This window comes from Saccharopolyspora mangrovi (assembly GCF_035320975.1).
GTDB lineage: Bacteria > Actinomycetota > Actinomycetes > Mycobacteriales > Pseudonocardiaceae > Saccharopolyspora > Saccharopolyspora mangrovi.
Genome location: NZ_JAWLNX010000006.1, coordinates 87807 through 104042 on the forward strand (window position 1 = coordinate 87807; position 16236 = coordinate 104042).

Genomic DNA, 16236 nt, shown 5'->3' on the forward strand with positions numbered 1-16236 from the left:
AATCTTGCCGTCCCCCGGGCGCACCGGTAGGGCTGGGGGGTGGTCGCGTCCCCGGGAGGAGTCCCATGAAGTTCGGAATCTCCACGTTCGTCACCGACGAAGGCATCGCTCCGGTCGACCTCGGCAAGGCGCTGGAGGAACGCGGTTTCGACGCGCTGTTCCTCGCCGAGCACACCCACATCCCGGCCAGCCGCGAATCGCCCTACCCGGGCGGCGGCGACCTGCCGCGGATCTACTACCGCACGCTGGACCCGTTCGTGGCGCTGTCGGCGATCGCCTCGGTCACCGAGAAGCTGATGCTGGCCACCGGAATCGCCCTGGTCGTCGAGCGCGATCCGATCACCACCGCCAAGGAGGTCGCCAGCCTCGACCTGATCTCGGGCGGCAGGGCCATCTTCGGCGTCGGCGCGGGCTGGAACCGCGAGGAGATGCGCAACCACGGCACCGATCCCCGCACCCGGGGCAGGTTGATGGACGAGCGGATCCTGGCGATGCGCGAGATCTGGACGAAGGAGACCGCCGAGTTCCACGGCGAGTTCGTCGACTTCGACCCGATCTACGCGTGGCCGAAACCGGTGCAGCAGCCGCACCCGCCGATCTACATCGGCGGCGAGAGCGACCGCTCCATCGCCCGGGTCACCGAGTTCGGCGACGGCTGGTTGCCGCGCGGCGGCACCGAGAACCTCGGCGACCTCATCTCCGAGGTGCGCGACAAGGCCGGGCGGAGGGTTCCGGTCACGTTGTTCGGCGCCGAGGACGACACCGCCAAGCTCACCGGATACGCCGAGGCCGGAGTGGACCGCGCGCTGCTGATGCTGCCGACGCTCCCGCGGGACGAGACGCTGCGGAAGCTCGACGAGCTGGCCGAGCTCACCCGCGACATCGGGTGAGGACTTCACATCCTGATTACGCTGGCGAAACGGGCTGGACATTCCAGACGCGCGCGCCGATGCTCTAGAACTGCTGTGCACACGCGTCTCGCACAGCAGGATTGGAGTCCGAGACGGTGGCTACGACAACGGCCCCGAGCGGTGGATCGGCTCGGAAGCGCAGAATGAGTCCCAAGGAAATCGTCATCTGGGTGCTGGTCGCGCTCGTCGGCGCGGTCAGCTGGGGTGTGATCGCGCTGGTGCGCGGTGAGGAGATCTCGGCCGCCTGGCTGGTCTTCGCGGCGCTTGCCTCCTACGCCATCGCGTACCGCTTCTACGCGCGGTTCATCAGCAAGCGGGTGCTGGGCGCCGACGACGAGCGGGCGACTCCGGCTGAGCGGCTCAACAACGGGGCCGACTTCCACCCGACCGACCGGCGGGTGCTGTTCGGCCACCACTTCGCCGCGATCGCCGGGGCCGGCCCGCTGGTGGGTCCCGTGCTCGCCGCGCAGATGGGGTACCTGCCCGGCACGATCTGGATCATCGTCGGCGTGATCTTCGCCGGTGCCGTGCAGGACATGGTGGTGCTGTTCTTCTCCACCCGCCGCAACGGCCGCAGCCTCGGCCAGATGGCCCGCGAGGAGATCGGCCCGGTGGGCGGTGTGGCGGCGCTGATCGCCGTGCTCGCCATCATGATCATCCTGCTGGCGGTGCTGGCGCTGGTCGTGGTGGGTGCGCTCAAGGGTTCGCCGTGGGGCGCGTTCTCCATCGGCATGACGATCCCGATCGCCCTGTTCATGGGCTTCTACCTGCGGTACCTGCGCCCGGGCAAGATCGTCGAGGTGTCGGCGATCGGCGTCGTCCTGCTGCTGGCCAGCATCGCCGGCGGCAGCTGGGTCGCCGAGTCCGGCATGGCGGAGTTCTTCACGCTCACCGGCAACGAGGTCACCTTCGCGCTGATCATCTACGGCTTCGTCGCCTCGGTGCTGCCGGTGTGGATGCTGCTGGCTCCGCGCGACTACCTGAGCACCTTCATGAAGGTCGGCGTGATCGTGCTGCTGGCGGTGTCGATCCTGATCGCGATGCCGGGCATGAAAACCGCTGCGGTCACCGACTTCGCGCTCAACGGCAAGGGCCCGGTGTTCTCCGGTGCGCTGTTCCCGTTCGTGTTCATCACGATCGCCTGCGGTGCGCTGTCCGGGTTCCACGCGCTGATCTCCTCGGGCACCACGCCGAAGATGATCGAGAAGGAATCGCAGGTCCGGGTCATCGGCTACGGCGGGATGCTCACCGAGTCGTTCGTGGCGATCATGGCGCTGGCCGCGGCCTGCATCATCGAGCCGGGCATCTACTTCGCGATGAACATGCCCGACAGCGCGCTGGGCGACACCGTGCAGTCGGCGTCGCAGGCGGTGGCGGGCATCGGCTTCCACGTCACGCCGGAGCAGCTGTCGGCCGCCGCGGCGGCGGTCGAGGAGGAGACCCTGGTGGGCCGCAGCGGCGGCGCACCGACCCTGGCGCTGGGCCTGTCCGAGGTGTTCTCGCAGGTCATGGGCGGGGACGCGATGAAGGCGTTCTGGTACCACTTCGCGGTGATGTTCGAGGCGCTGTTCATCCTGACCACTGTGGACGCCGGGACCCGGGTGGGTCGGTTCATGCTGCAGGACACGGTCGGCAACGTCTGGAAGCGCTTCGGCGACGTCAGCTGGAAGCCGGGCAACTGGCTGGCCAGCGCGGTCATCGTGGGCGCGTGGGGCTACTTCCTGTGGGCCGGCGTGAACGACCCGCTGGGCGGCATCAACCAGCTGTTCCCGCTGTTCGGCATCGCCAACCAACTGCTGGCGGCGGTGGCGCTCGCGGTGGCCACCACCCTGCTGATCAAGGCCGGCAAGGCCAAGTACGCGTGGGTGACGCTGATCCCGCTGGCCTGGGACGCGGCGGTGACGCTGACCGCGAGCTGGCAGAAGATCTTCTCCTCCGACGCCAAGATCGGGTTCTTCGCCCAGCGGGCGTCGTACCAGGCCGCGCTGGACGCCGGGCAGACCAGCAAGGGCACGGCCGACACCGTGGAGGAGATGCAGAAGGTGGTGGTCAACTCCACTGTGGACGGCGTGCTGAGCGTGCTGTTCGCGGTGCTGATCATCATCGTGCTGGTGGACGCGGTCCGCGTCTGGATCAAGGCGCTGCGCACCACCGAGCCGCTGCCCAGCACCGAGGCCGAGTACGTGAAGTCGGAGCTGTGGGCGCCGTCGGGCCTCATCCCCACGGCCGAGGAGCGGCAGAAGCAGAAGGAGCTCGCCGCGTCCGGGAGCGGCAGTTGACCGGAACGACGCTGACCAGGCTGCGCGGATCCGTCCGCGCGGCCTGGCAGATCGTGCGCGGGGTGGTGGGCGAGACGGCCTACGAGACCTACCTCGAACACCACCGCACCCACCACCCGGACGAGCGGCCGATGTCCGAGCGCGAGTTCTGGAAGGCCCACATCGACCGCCAGGACACCAACCCGGGCTCCCGCTGCTGCTGAGCCGGGAAGAGCGTTCAGAGGTCGGAAGTTCCAGTCGGAACTTCCGACCTCTTTCTCGTTCCGGCGAGGACCACGTCGACGAGGTCGTCGACGTGGTCGGGGTTCTGCGAGTCGAGCAGGTGGGCGGGCGTGGTGTGCACGTGGTTGGTGACCGCGCCCGCCACCAGGTCGGCGACCAGCGCGACCGAGGTGTGCGCGGGCAGCTCGCCCCGGGAGATGCCCCGCCGGACGATCGCGCGGGTGGCGCGGATGTGCTCCGGGTACGGGTCTTCGGCGAAGGCCTGGGCCAGCTGCGGTGAGAACGTGGCGTCCACGCCCAGCCGGAAGATCAGCGCTCCCTCGTCGGTGCGCAGGTAGTCCCGCCAGCCGCGGGCGAACTCCAGCAAGTCCTGGCGCAGCGAGCCGGTGTCGATCTCGGAGATGAACGCGGCCCGCTCGCGCACCGCGGCGACCAGCAGCGCGGCCTTGTCCGCCCAGCGCAGGTACAGCGAGCCCTTGCCGATCCCGGAGCGGCGGGCGACCTCGTCCAGCGAGAACCCGCTCCAGCCGCGCTCGGCGTAGACGGCCCGCGCGGCGCACAGCGCGCGCCGCTCGACCCCAGGATCACGGGGTCGCCCGGGCCGCTGCGCCTTCGCCACGCGCACATACTGGCATCCACCCGCCCGTTTTCCACTCAGCGGTAGCGAGGGCATCGCCCGCAGCGGTCGCGGATCCGAGAGTGATGCTCGTCAGTGGTCCCGAAGAAGTGAGGCCGTGCTTTGCGTACCCAGGTCGCGATCGTCGGCGGTGGCCCCGCCGGCCTGCTGCTGTCCCACCTGCTGCACCTGCAGGGAATCGACTCGGTGGTGCTCGAGCGGCGCAGTCAGGAGTACGTCCAGCAGCGCGTCCGGGCGGGCGTGCTGGAGCAGGGCACGGTCGACCTGCTGCGCGAGGTCGGCGTCGGCGAGCGGATGCTGCGCGAGGGCGACCGGCACGAGGGCGTGCACCTGCAGTTCGACGACGAGCGGCTGCACATCCCGTTCACCGAGCTCACCGGCCGCGCGATCACCGTCTACGGCCAGCAGGAGGTCGTCAAGGACCTCAACGAGCGGCGCCGGGCCGACGGCGGGCAGGTGCTGTTCGAGGTCGACGACGTCGCGGTCCACGACGTCACCACCGAGAGCCCGAGCGTGACCTTCACCCACGACGGCGTGGCGCAGGTGCTGCACGCGGACTTCGTCGCCGGTTGCGACGGGTTCCACGGGGTGTGCCGGGACGTCATCCCGCCGGACGTGCGCCGGGTCTACGAGCGCGTCTACCCGTTCGGCTGGCTGGGCATCCTGGCCGAGGTCGCACCCTCCACCGACGAGCTGATCTACGCCAACAACGGGCGCGGTTTCGCGCTGCACAGCATGCGCTCGGCCACCATCAGCCGCTTCTACCTGCAGTGCGAGCCCGACGAGCCGCTGACCAACTGGCCTGACGAGCGCATCTGGGACGAGCTGCACGCGCGACTGGCGGTTCCCGGCTGGAAGCTGAACGAAGGGCCGATCATCGACCGCTCGGTGACCGCGATGCGCAGCTTCGTGGCCGAACCGCTGCGGCACGGCAGGCTGTTCCTGGCCGGCGACTCGGCGCACATCGTGCCGCCGACCGGCGCGAAGGGGCTCAACCTGGCGGTGGCCGACGTGGACCGGCTGGCGGAAGCGCTGGTCGATCACTACCGCACGGGCAGCGACACCGGGCTCGACGAGTACTCGGCGAAGTGCCTGGAGCGGGTCTGGCGGGTGCAGCACTTCTCGTGGTGGATGACGTCGATGACGCACCGCTTCGAGGGCCCCGACCAGGAGTTCGAGCGTCGCCTGCAGCGCTCCCAGTTCGACTACCTGCGTTCGTCGAAGGCCGCGGCGACCACGCTGGCGGAGAACTACGTCGGCATGCCGCTGCGCTGATCGCACCCGGATCACCGCCGTGATCAGGTAGCTGGTCGCGGCGGTGATCCGGGTTCCGGGAAATTCGGTTTCGGGCCGGTCCCCCGGGCGGAACAATGCGTGGCGTGGATTTCCAGACGTTTGACGCGCGGGGGTACCGGACCGTCGATGTCCGTACCGGCTACGGCGAGTGGGTCGCCCACTACGAGGACACGGTCGAGGACGTGATGGACCTGGCGCTGCTGGAGCGCCTGGTCGAACCGTCGTGGCCGGCGGTGCGCCGGGCCGCCGACCTCGGCTGCGGCACCGGCCGCACCGGCCAGTGGCTGCGGGACCGGGGAGTGGAGCACATCGACGGGGTGGACGTGACCCCGGAGATGCTGGACCTGGCCCGCCGCAGGGGCGTGCACGAGCGGCTGGTGGAGGCCGACGCCGCGGCGACCGGCCTGCCCGGGGGCAGCTACGACCTGGTGATCTGCTCGCTGATCGACGAGCACATCGACGACCTGCGTCCGCTGTACGCCGAGGCGCACCGGCTGGCGGCGCCCGGGGCCGCGTTCGTGCTGGTCACCTTCCACCCGCACTTCATCATGACCTCCGGGATGCCCACCCACTACACCAACGCCGAGGGTGAACCGGTCGCGATCGCCACCAACGTGCACCTCATCAGCGACCACGTCGCCGCAGGTCTCGGCACCGGCTGGCGCCTCGCGGAGCTGCACGAGAACGTCATCGACGACGCCTGGCTGAAGATCAAGCCGAAGTGGGAGCGCTTCCGCAACCACCCCTTCTCGGCCGCCTACACCTGGCGCGCGGACTAGTTACTAGTCCACCACTCTGCCCGGCCGCGTCCGCAGCGCTCGGAGCAACCGCTTCCAGCGCGGCTGGCGCGGCAGCGGGGCGGGTGGATCGGGCGGGCGTTCGCCGGGCTCGGCGGGCCGCCACCCGCCCAGGTCGTCGGGTTCGCCGCGCCACAGGACGGGTTCGCCGAGGTCGAGGTCGTCGGTGAGCCAGTAGGTCTGATCGGGGTCCCAGCCGGCGAGCAGGGTGTGCGCCTCGCCCACGGGAAGCGCCCGCCCCGCCGTGGTGAGGTAACCGGTGCAGGTGAGGTGCACGGCGTCGTGGTCGGCGGCGACGCCCGCCCAGTCCGGGATCACCCAGCGCCCGGCCACGCCGGTGACCCGCCGCCAGTCGTGCCTGCGGGAGAGGGTGACCTCCAGCGGGTAGCGCTCGACGAGCTCGCACCACGCCTCAGGTCCGGTGATCTCGTACACGCGCGGTTCGCCGGTCGGCCGCACCGATCGGCACCACGCCCACTCGGACCCGAAGCCGTCCTCCTGCAGGCACAGCCCGAGGGCTGCGGGCCTGGCCCGGGTGCTCGTGACGAGACCCCCCACCGGAGCGGACCACCAGTGGCCGCTGACCGGCGCGTCCACGTCCGACGGACGGCGCCTCGACCGGCGCTCGTCCTCGACGGTGCCGGCCCGCCACTCGGCCAGCAGTTCGGCCACCGGCCGTCCCGTCGGCGCTGCGGCCTGCGGGATCTGCACGTGGAACTGGGCGCCGAGGTCGACGGGTGAGGACCACCAGCGCGCGGCCGGAACAGCGGAGAGCGCACGGGCGGTCGGCAGCAGCACCGCGGGGATCTCCGGCGAGGCCAGGGCCCGGTCGATCTCGTCCGGTTCCTGCCAGTACATCGCTCGGTCGACCGAATCGGCCAGCAGCACGAGCAGTTCCGCCTCGCCGAGCTCCTCGAGCTCACGCGCGTCGGCGCCCTCGAAGATCTCGACGATCTGCCGCGCGTCCACGTCGAACACCGACCGCATCCGGCCACCTGCGATCGCGCTGAAGCACATCCGCCGCCCCCGCGGCGCCGCCACCAGCTCCTCGCCCACCATGCCCGGACGGTATCGACCCCCGGGGCCCCGCAACACCGAATTTCCGCGCTCCCCCTCCCGGCGCTGGGGCGGGACATTGCGCGTGAAATTTCCGTTCAGCCCTGGCTGAAATGGGGAGTTCGCTGGTCATAGCACTGAAGACGCGCCCAAAAGAGTGAACAAGTCGATGTCCGAGAGGTCTGTGGGTGGGTGGTGTGTAAGCTAGGTGGTGGTCGTTGTTTTTCTGGGTTCGTGTTTGCGCACGCTCGCAGGATTTGATGCGAGCGAGCTGCTGTCCGTGGTTGTAGCTGGAATAGCCGCCGTTCGAGATCCCCGGCCCGGGCTCCCACGAAGTGTGAGCGCCCGTCAAACGCTCCAGCTCCCAGGAGGAGACAGACATGGCACAGGGAACCGTGAAGTGGTTCAACGCTGAAAAGGGCTTCGGCTTCATCGCCCCCAACGATGGCGGCCCCGACGTGTTCGTCCACTACTCGGCCATCGACGCCGGCGGCTTCCGCAGCCTCGAAGAGGACCAGCAGGTCACCTACGAGGTCACCCAGGGCCCGAAGGGCCCGCAGGCCAGCTCGGTTCGAGTCTGAGCCTCGCAAGGCATGAACGCCGCCGGCTGCACACCTCCGGGTGGGCAGCCGGCGCGCTGCTCTCAGGAAGGTTTCTCATAACCACAGCAACACCCGTGTCCTCCCGGACACCGGCCCCCAGGCGGCCCGCTCCGAACGAGATCACCCCGGTGCTGTTCGTCGAGCCAGAACACGCCGTCGAAGAAGAACATCAACTCCTCGCAGACCACACCGAAGCCGGAATGCGAGAACTCCGAACTCCTTTCGACACCTGATCCGCCGCGAAACCCGCCCGAGACCCCGACCGCGGAGTGCTGCGCGGTCACGCGCTGGGCGGGACGCCGCGTCGCCACCCCCGGTCCGTTCCGCGCGGGGCGCGCCAGCCTACAGCGGCGACAATCTTCGACGAGCCCTTTCCGCGCGCGACACCGCGAATCAGCTCGGAAATGAGTGCGGGGAAAGCGTGGAGATGACCTCTCTGCCCTTTCCCCACACATGTTCAACCTGCGGACACGTGGGGCAGGTGGGACTTGAACCCACGACCTGACGGATTATGAGTCCGCTGCTCTGACCAGCTGAGCTACTGCCCCGTGGGATGCTCGGTATCGGCGATCGTATCGAGGGTGTGACGGAGCGGGGTCGCCGGGTGTTCCGGCCGGACGGCCCATCGCGATGTTGGGCGGAACGGCGGAAAGCGCAGCGCACCGGCGTTGCGTCGGCTGGTCTACAGATCTTCGCGAGCGGAGTCGGGATCAGCACTCCGCAGGATCGATCACGCCCTGTTCGCACAGGTGAGCGCGTTGCCGTTCACCGCTGGTGCGTTTCTGGCCGCAGGCGGAGCCGCATTGCTGAAATCCCGGTAGCTCGTCATATTCCGCGTAGGAGTGCGGGTAGCCGGTTTCTCGCTGGAATTGACGGAATTCCTCCGGTGCGGAGTCGCGATCGACGACCGACCCGGCCGGCGCGGTGGGCGGGGCGGACTCGTTCGGGGCGCCTTCGCAGGCCAGCAGGGCCAACGCGAGGACAGTGGTCGCGATCGGTCTGCTCATCACCCGCACCTCCACCGCTGGCGTACCCGGAGCGCCCGAGTATCGGGGCCGGTCCGCGAGCCCGCTACCGCAGTGATCGGCCCGGACATGACGAAGGCCCGGCGCCTGTGGGGAGCGCCGGGCCTTCGCCGAAGGTGTCGATCTTCAGCCCAGCAGGCGGAAGATGTCGAACGCTCCGGATAGTTGACCGATGATCGCGATGGTGGCCATCAGAGCCCCGATGGCGGCCACCGTCAGCACCGACATGATGATCAAGTACACGACTGCCTTGATCGGTTTCGGCAGCTTGCTCAGCGAATCCAAATCCGGCAGCGCGAAGTGCGGTTCCTTGCCGATCCCTGGTGCGGACATCTGACTCCCCCGTCCCTTGTCAGTCCCCTCGAACGACCACCTGCATTCGAGGGACGGAGCGCAACGGAGAACCGTTGCGCCAATTCGCATCACGAATTCGTCTCGGTCGGAAATCGATCGGATCAACCAACGCGGTCGGGCCCTGCGGCTCCGCGTGCCGCCAGGCTTGGCACGAATCATCCGCACCAATGCCGTCGGCCGCGAGCCGAACGAGGACGACATCGCGCATTTCGACCCTGGATCGTTATCCGGCCGGCGGTCCGCAGCTCGCGGACTGGCGATGCTGGTGGATCGCGATGCCCCCACGCTGGGACATCGCCGATCACACCAAGATTCTCACACCACCCACCGACGATCTTCGTCCGGGTCGTCGCGCACCGGAACCGCCGATCGGGGATCGAGCATCCGCTTCGGACCGGAACCATTTCGGAATCGATCACAGTGAATCGAATGCGAATTCGAGGCGCACCGCGCGCGAACGATTCCTCGATTCCAGATGCCCAGCGCACCCCCGGCAACCACGGCCGCCAGCCCCCGGACGGCTGTTTTCGCACCTCACGACAACCGGAATGGAATCATCCTGATGGGTGCATGACCGGACACCCGTTCGGTGGCAGACTACGCCGCGAGTGAGCGTGACGTGATCACTACGATGTGTCACGAGAGCAGGGGCACCACGAAGGGGTTGAACCGTGAGTCAGTCGAAGGCGGAGATGTTCGCGCCGGAAGGCGTGGACCTGGAACACCCCAACGTCGCGCGGGTTTACGACTACTACCTCGGTGGCCGGGCCAACTACGCGGTGGACCGCGTCTTCGGCGAGAAGGCGCTGGAGCGCTACCCGTTCGTCGCGCCGGCGGCCAAGGCCAACCGGCTCTTCCTGCACCGCGTCGTGCGCTACCTCTGCAAGCAGGGCATCCGGCAGTTCATCGACATCGGCTCCGGTGTTCCGACGATGGGCAGCACCCACCAGATCGCCGACGAGGTCGTCGACGACGCCAGCTGCGTCTACGTCGACAACGAACCGGTCGCCGTCGCGCACTCGCGAATTCTGCTGGAGCAGGAGGACGTCACCCACCAGCACACCGTGCTGCACGCCGACCTGCGCGAACCCGAAGAGTTGTGGAAGCAGATCGAGGACAGCGGCGTCATCGACGTCGAGCAGCCCGTGGCGCTGCTGCTGATCGCCGTGCTGCACGTGACCCAGCCGGGCCCGAGCGGCGAGGACGTCGGCCCGCAGGCCGTGGCGCGCTTCCGGGAGCTGATGCCCAAGGGCTCCTACCTGGTGATCACCCACGGCACCGCTGACGACGTGCCTGAGAAGCGCAAGCAGGAGATGGCCGAGTTCGGGAAGATGTACGACAAGTCGGCGACGCCGGTGATCTGGCGTCCGCACGACCAGATCGAAGCCTTCTTCGGCGACCTCGAGATGGTCGAACCGGGCTGCACCTGGACTCCCCTCTGGCATCCGGAGGAGACCGGCAAGAACGCGCCGGAGATCGAGTTCGACAGCCCGAACGAGTCGGTGGTCTGGGCGGGCGTCGCGCGCAAGCCCTGACCGAGCGCATCGCAGCCGTCGTGACCAGCGGGCCGCGGCGGCTGCGACGGCTTTCCGGGGCCAGCGCGCAACGGGCGCGGCTGGGTACGCTCGACTCGATCGCCTGCCCTGACCACCTCGGGAGGTCCCCGTGCCCGAATGGCGCCCCCGCCCGCTGCGCAGGCGTGGCAGCAAGCCCGAGCCGGTGACCCGCCAGGAGGCCGCGCCCGAGCACTCGATGGATCCGCGCGCGGCCGACGAGCGACCGCTGGCGGACCGGCCGCTGATCGACACGGCGATCTACCGCGACGGCGTCCGCATCTCCACCCCCGCCAGCCTCGGCGAGACCTACCGGCAGCTGCCCGGCGCGAACGGGACGATGGCCTGGATCGGGCTCTACCGGCCGGCCGAGGAGGAGCTGCTGGCCGCCGCCAACGAGTTCGACCTGCACAAACTCGCCGTCGAGGACGCGATCGTCGCGCACCAGCGCCCCAAGATCGAGCGCTACGGCGACACGTTGTTCGTGGTGCTGCGCGCCGCCACCTACCTCGACGAAGTCGAGGAGGTCAGCTTCGGCGAGCTGCACCTGTTCATCGGACCGAACTTCGTGCTGACCGTCCGCCACGGCCAGGCACCCGACCTGTCGGTGGTGCGACGGCGGATGGAGGCCGATCCCGACCTTCTTCGACGCGGACCGGAGGCGGTGCTCTACGCGGTGCTCGACCACGTCGTGGACGGGTACGCGCCGGTCATCGCGGGTCTGCAGAACGACATCGACGAGATCGAGACCGAGGTCTTCGGCTCCGACCCGCACGTGTCGCGGCGCATCTACGAGCTCTCCCGCGAGGTCATCGAGTTCCAGCGCGCGACCCGCCCGCTGCTGGCGATCCTGCGCAGCCTGGAGGCCGGGTTCGAGAAGTACCAGATCGACGAGGAGCTGCAGCGCTACCTGCGCGACGTCGCCGACCACGCCACCACCGTCGCCGAGCGCGTCGACGGGTTCCGGCAGATGCTCGACAACATCCTCACCGTCAACGCCACGCTGGTCACCCAGGCGCAGAACGAGGAGATGAAGCGCATGACCGAGGCCAGCTACGCGCAGAACGAGGAGATCAAGCGGATCTCCTCGTGGGCGGCGATCCTGTTCGCCCCGACCCTGATCGGCACGGTGTACGGGATGAACTTCGACGTCATCCCGGAGCTGCACTGGTCGTTGGGCTACCCGTTCGCCCTGGTGCTGATGATCGTGGTCTGCCTCGGCCTCTACGCGATCTTCAAGCGCCGGAACTGGCTGTAGCTCAGCCGAAGGTGCCGACCTTGTGCAGGTAGCAGGTGCCGCACATGGATTCGTAGCCGACGTCGCCCTCGATGGCGACCTGGCTGCCGTCCTGGGTGAACTCGCCGTTGACGGTGCGCGCGTTGAGCGTCGCCTTGCGACCGCAGCGGCAGATCGTCTTGAGCTCCTCGATGGAGTGGGCGAGCTCCATCAGCCGCAGGCTCCCCGGGAAACCGCGGGTGCGGAAGTCGTTGCGCAGCCCGTAGGCGATCACCGGGATGCCGTCGAGCACGGCCAGCCGGAACAGGTCCTCCACCTGCTCACCGGTGAGGAACTGGGCTTCGTCGACGAGCACGCAGTCGGGCACCCCGGACGCCAGCACGACGTCGCGCACGGCGGTGTCGGCGTCGGAGACGAGATCGACCTCCCGCGTCACGTTGATCCGCGACAGCACCTCGGGGCTCTTGGTGTCGATCTCCGGCTTCACCACGAACACCCGCTGCCCGCGCTCGGCGTAGTTGTGCGCGACCTGGATCAACGCCGTCGACTTGCCGGAGTTCATCGCCCCGTACCGGAAGTAGAGCTTCGCCACGACCGAGCACGCTAGCGACCCGAGATCCCCACCCCGAACCCAGCCCCGCCCCCGACCCGCAGCAGGATCCCAACCAACGGCGCGGGTCCAGATCATCTGACGTGACGTCGTCACCGCCGACGGCCTTGAGACTCCGACGAAAAAGCCCAGGCCGTGGGGCCTGGGCTTTGCGCTCCTCCGACTGGACTCGAACCAGTAACCCTTCGGTTAACAGCCGAATGCTCTGCCGATTGAGCTACGGAGGAATGTTCTCTTGTCGTCGGCGCTCTCTCGCGCTGACGGGAACTACTTTAGCGGATGCCCGAAAGGGGTTTCACGGCACCCCCCGGGTTAGCTTCAACACGAACATCTGTGCAGGTCACGCGCGATGTGCGACGACGAAGACCCGGCGGAACGGGAACCAGGTCACACCATCCGGTCGTTTCGGATAGGCGGCCGAAAGGCGATTCGACAACTCCGCTCGGAACTCCGCCCACTCCTCGTCGTCCAATGCCGCGCGCACCGGCCGCAGGGCAGTTCCGCTCACCCACTCCAGGACCGGGTTGGGGCCGCGCAGCGCGTGCACGTAGGTCGTTTCCCAGGCGTCGACCTCGAGGTCCGGGTCGGCGAGCTCGTCGGCGTACTCCACCGGGTCGCGCACGACGTCGTCGTGCCGCAGCACGCCGTCCAGCTTGCCGCGCCAGCGCGGCTCGACAGCCAGCTCGCGGATGGTGGCGTGGGACGGGGCGTTGAAGTTGCCGGGGACCTGGAAGGTGAACCAGGCGCCGCCGGGCAGTTCCGGCAGCCAGCGGTGCAGCAGTTCGACGTGGTCCGGAACCCACTGCAGGACCGCGTTGCAGAGCACCACATCGGTGTCCGACTGCGGTTTCCAGTCGCGGACGTCCTCGACCCGGGCGGGCACACCGCGCGAGCGGGCTTCGGCGACCATCTCCTCGGAGGAGTCCAGCGCCTCGACCTCGGCGCGCGGCCAGCGACCCGTGAGCAGTCCCGTCAGGTTGCCCGCTCCGCAGCCGAGATCGACCACGCGCCTGGGGTTCTCCGCGCGCACCCGGCTGATCAGCTCGAAGGCCGGCCGATCTCGCTGGTCGCTGAAGGTCAGGTACGTGCCCGGGTCCCACATGCCGCCACCTCCGCTAGCAGTACGCCCGTACCGTATAACGGTCGTGCGTTCCCGTCGAGGGCGTTTCGAGGTGGAACGAACTCAGGCGGGCAGGTCGCGGGACTCCCGCAGGCGCTGCACCAGAGCACCCGCCAGGCGGTCGAGGGCCGCCTCGTCGGTGCCCGGATCGGGGCGGATCTGCAGCTCGATGCCGTTGCGGCCCGGAACCTTGCGCTGGACGAACCAGGCACCACCACCCGGCAGCTCCCGGTGGTGGCGGGTGCGGATCGAGCGGTTGACGCGCTCGTGGACCACGTCCGGCAGCCGCGTCTCGCCGGTGAGCGCCAAGCGGCGGGGTTGCAGGTCCCGCAGGATGACCGCGCCGTCGATCCGCCGCGCTTCCTCCGCCTCGGTCACGGTCAGCACGCCGCTGCCCCAGGTGGCCTTGCTGATCAGGTGCCAGCCGACCCGCCGGCCCTCGGGCAGCCACAGGCCGAGGTGAGTGGCCACCACCGGCCCGCCCTCGCCGGGCGCGGCGGACAGGACGTGCTCGTGCTCCTCGAGGCTGCCTGCGAAGTCCGCCGGCACCTCGGCGGTTCCGCTCAACTTCGCCAGCAGCCTCTTGATCACAGAGTCGTTCCCATCGCCTGGTCCAGCAGTGCCTTGCGGTAGCCCTCCAGGGCGACCATGTCGCCGAACAGGGCGTTGTACTCCTCGGCGTCCTCCAGCGGGGACATCCGCTGGACCTTGGACTTGATGTCCGCGATCTGCCTGCTGACCAGGCGCTCCTGCAGCCGGGCGATGATCGCGCCCACGTAGCGCGGGTCGTCCTCGGTCGTCCACTCCAGCGCCTCGACGGCCAGCTGCGTGCACAACCTGGCCCCGACCTGGCTCTCGCACCGCTGCGAGACCGCGTCGACCAGCCCGGCTCCGCTCAGGCCCGACGCCGTGCCACCCGCGGCCAGCAGGGCCTTCTGCAGCTCGGCGTAGACCGGCTCGGTGAAGGCCTCGGCGGGCAGCGAGTCGTAGAGCGGCCCGGCCAGCGCGGGGACCTGCAGCGCCGCCTTGAGGGCCTCCCGCTGCAGCCAGCGGGGATCGTGCCGCGGCGGTTTCGGCGGCAGCTCGACGTCCATGCCCAGCGACTGCTGGTTCTCGTCGCGGCGCGGGCGCCGCTGCTTGCGGACCGGGGCTCCGGAGCTCTCCCGGACCCGCTTGACCACCTGGTTCTCGTCGTTCCAGCCCGCCCACCAGGCCAGCTTGGCCGCGTACCCGTCGCGACTGGCCGGGTCCTTGATCTGGGCGACCAGCGGAACCGTGCGCTTGAGCGCGGCGACCCGGCCGTCCACCGAATCCAGGTCGTACTCGGTGAGCAGGCTGCGGATGGCGAACTCGAACAGCGGCCGCCGCCGGGCCACCAGGTCGCGCACCGCCGCGTCGCCCTGGGCCTCGCGCAGCTCGCACGGGTCCATGTTGTCCGGGGTGATCGCCACGTAGGTCTGACCGGCGAACTGCTGCTCACCGTCGAAGGCCTTCATCGCGGCCTTCTGGCCCGCCTCGTCGCCGTCGAAGGTGAAGATGACCTCGCCGCGGAAGGCGTCGTCGTCCATCATCAGCCGCCGCAGCACCGAGATGTGCTCGTCGCCGAACGCGGTTCCGCAGGAGGCCACCGCGGTGGGCACGCCCGCCAGGTGCATGGCCATCACGTCGGTGTAGCCCTCGACGACCACGGCTTGGCGACGCTTGGCGATCTCCCGCTTGGCGAGGTCGATGCCGAACAGCACCTGCGACTTGTTGAAGATCGGGGTCGCCGAGGTGTTGACGTACTTGGCCTCGATCGGGTCGTCGTCGAAGATCCGGCGCGCGCCGAACCCCACGACGTCACCGCCGAGGTCCTTCAGCGGCCACAGCAGCCGCCGGTGGAAGCGGTCCATCGGACCGCGCCTGCCCTCGCGCGACAAGCCGCACTTGATCAGCTCGTCGACCTCGAAGCCCTTCTTCAGCAGCAGCTTCGTGAGCTTGTCCCAGCCGCTGGGCGCGAAGCCGCAACCGAAGCGCTGGGCGGCGGCCTCGTCGAAACCGCGCTGGGCCAAGTACTCGCGGGCCGGTTGGGCCTCGGGCGAGCGCAGTTGCTCGGCGTAGAACTCGGCGGCGATGCGGTGAGCTTCGACCATGCGCGCCCGGCTGCCCCGGTCGCGCTTCGGGCCTGGCGTGCCGCCCTCGTACTGCAGCTGGATGCCGACCCGGTCGGCGAGGCGTTCCACCGACTCCACGAAGCCGAGGTGCTCGATCTTCATCATGAAGGCGATCACGTCGCCGCCCTCACCGCAGCCGAAGCAGTGGAAGGTGCCGTGGCTGGGGCGGACGTTGAACGACGGCGTCTTCTCGTCGTGGAACGGGCACAGGCCCTTCTGCGCGCCACCGCCGGCGTTGCGCAGCGCGACGTAGTCGCCGACGACGACGTCGATCCGGTTGCGATCGCGCACCTCGGCGATGTCGCTCTCCCGGATCCTGCCTGTCACGTCACCCAGTCTAGGGCCAAGGTGATCGATCACGACCGGGTGTCCGCCCGGTGCGGC

General features: G+C 69.1%; 16 protein-coding genes and 2 tRNA genes. 8 read left to right on the plus strand and 10 right to left on the minus strand.

Annotation, left to right across the window (positions count from 1 at the left end):
- Positions 1-65 precede the first annotated feature (65 nt).
- The 3 genes from R4I43_RS10645 (at position 66) to R4I43_RS10655 (ending at position 3393) form a co-directional block, all read left to right on the plus strand.
- The gene (locus R4I43_RS10645; protein ID WP_324265409.1) at positions 66-890 is read left to right on the plus strand and encodes an LLM class F420-dependent oxidoreductase; all 825 of its coding nucleotides are present in this window, start codon (positions 66-68) and stop codon (positions 888-890) included.
- 164 nt (positions 891-1054) lie between these two features.
- Entirely contained in the window at positions 1055-3190 is a 2136-nt protein-coding gene (locus R4I43_RS10650) for a carbon starvation CstA family protein (RefSeq protein ID WP_324265410.1), read from the plus strand.
- A complete protein-coding gene (locus tag R4I43_RS10655; protein ID WP_324265411.1) occupies positions 3187-3393 on the plus strand; it encodes a YbdD/YjiX family protein in 207 nt (68 codons plus the stop codon). Before R4I43_RS10650 ends, R4I43_RS10655 begins: the two co-directional genes overlap by 4 nt.
- Positions 3394-3407: 14 nt before the next feature.
- Here R4I43_RS10655 and R4I43_RS10660 read toward each other — a convergent pair whose 3' ends face one another.
- On the minus strand, positions 3408-4031 hold the full coding sequence (locus R4I43_RS10660; protein ID WP_324265412.1) for a TetR/AcrR family transcriptional regulator: 624 nt from the start codon (positions 4029-4031) through the stop codon (positions 3408-3410).
- Positions 4032-4151: 120 nt separating this feature from the next.
- Between R4I43_RS10660 and pobA the strand changes: the two genes are divergently transcribed.
- Together pobA and R4I43_RS10670 are read left to right on the plus strand one after the other, a co-directional pair.
- Entirely contained in the window at positions 4152-5324 is a 1173-nt protein-coding gene (gene pobA, locus R4I43_RS10665) for a 4-hydroxybenzoate 3-monooxygenase (RefSeq protein WP_324265413.1), read from the plus strand.
- Between the two features lie 104 nt (positions 5325-5428).
- Positions 5429-6124: a class I SAM-dependent DNA methyltransferase gene (locus tag R4I43_RS10670; protein WP_324265414.1), complete on the plus strand. Its 696-nt coding sequence runs from the start codon at positions 5429-5431 to the stop codon at positions 6122-6124.
- Positions 6125-6127: 3 nt separating this feature from the next.
- Here R4I43_RS10670 and R4I43_RS10675 read toward each other — a convergent pair whose 3' ends face one another.
- The gene (locus tag R4I43_RS10675) at positions 6128-7201 is read right to left on the minus strand and encodes a hypothetical protein (RefSeq protein WP_324265415.1); all 1074 of its coding nucleotides are present in this window, start codon (positions 7199-7201) and stop codon (positions 6128-6130) included.
- Between the two features lie 377 nt (positions 7202-7578).
- Here R4I43_RS10675 and R4I43_RS10680 point away from each other — a divergent pair, with 377 nt between their 5' ends.
- Positions 7579-7779, plus strand: a complete 201-nt coding sequence (locus tag R4I43_RS10680) for a cold-shock protein (RefSeq protein WP_324265416.1) — start codon at positions 7579-7581, stop codon at positions 7777-7779.
- A 494-nt stretch (positions 7780-8273) separates the two neighbouring features.
- Here R4I43_RS10680 and R4I43_RS10685 read toward each other — a convergent pair.
- The 3 genes from R4I43_RS10685 to R4I43_RS10695 all read right to left on the minus strand — a co-directional run bounded on the left by R4I43_RS10685 (position 8274) and on the right by R4I43_RS10695 (position 9158).
- Positions 8274-8348: transfer RNA gene (locus R4I43_RS10685), tRNA-Ile, on the minus strand.
- 162 nt (positions 8349-8510) lie between these two features.
- The gene (locus R4I43_RS10690) at positions 8511-8807 is read right to left on the minus strand and encodes a hypothetical protein (protein WP_324265417.1); all 297 of its coding nucleotides are present in this window, start codon (positions 8805-8807) and stop codon (positions 8511-8513) included.
- 144 nt (positions 8808-8951) lie between these two features.
- Positions 8952-9158: a hypothetical protein gene (locus tag R4I43_RS10695; RefSeq protein WP_324265418.1), complete on the minus strand. Its 207-nt coding sequence runs from the start codon at positions 9156-9158 to the stop codon at positions 8952-8954.
- A gap of 713 nt (positions 9159-9871) precedes the next feature.
- On the opposite strand from R4I43_RS10695, the gene R4I43_RS10700 reads away from it, so the two are divergent.
- Together R4I43_RS10700 and R4I43_RS10705 are read left to right on the plus strand one after the other, a co-directional pair.
- Positions 9872-10714: an SAM-dependent methyltransferase gene (locus R4I43_RS10700; protein ID WP_407691229.1), complete on the plus strand. Its 843-nt coding sequence runs from the start codon at positions 9872-9874 to the stop codon at positions 10712-10714.
- A 130-nt stretch (positions 10715-10844) separates the two neighbouring features.
- The gene (locus R4I43_RS10705; RefSeq protein WP_324265420.1) at positions 10845-11990 is read left to right on the plus strand and encodes a magnesium and cobalt transport protein CorA; all 1146 of its coding nucleotides are present in this window, start codon (positions 10845-10847) and stop codon (positions 11988-11990) included.
- A 1-nt stretch (position 11991) separates the two neighbouring features.
- On the opposite strand, the gene R4I43_RS10710 is transcribed toward R4I43_RS10705, so the two are convergent.
- The 5 genes from R4I43_RS10710 to dnaG all read right to left on the minus strand — a co-directional run bounded on the left by R4I43_RS10710 (position 11992) and on the right by dnaG (position 16179).
- The gene (locus R4I43_RS10710; protein ID WP_324265421.1) at positions 11992-12561 is read right to left on the minus strand and encodes a thymidine kinase; all 570 of its coding nucleotides are present in this window, start codon (positions 12559-12561) and stop codon (positions 11992-11994) included.
- 172 nt (positions 12562-12733) lie between these two features.
- Positions 12734-12806, minus strand: a tRNA-Asn gene (locus R4I43_RS10715).
- Between the two features lie 113 nt (positions 12807-12919).
- Positions 12920-13681: a trans-aconitate 2-methyltransferase gene (locus tag R4I43_RS10720; RefSeq protein WP_324265422.1), complete on the minus strand. Its 762-nt coding sequence runs from the start codon at positions 13679-13681 to the stop codon at positions 12920-12922.
- An 81-nt stretch (positions 13682-13762) separates the two neighbouring features.
- Positions 13763-14290, minus strand: coding sequence for a hypothetical protein (locus R4I43_RS10725; RefSeq protein WP_324265423.1), 528 nt, complete (start codon positions 14288-14290; stop codon positions 13763-13765).
- Entirely contained in the window at positions 14287-16179 is a 1893-nt protein-coding gene (dnaG, locus tag R4I43_RS10730; protein WP_324265424.1) for a DNA primase, read from the minus strand. The genes R4I43_RS10725 and dnaG overlap by 4 nt, the downstream gene beginning before the upstream one ends.
- Positions 16180-16236: the final 57 nt, after the last annotated feature.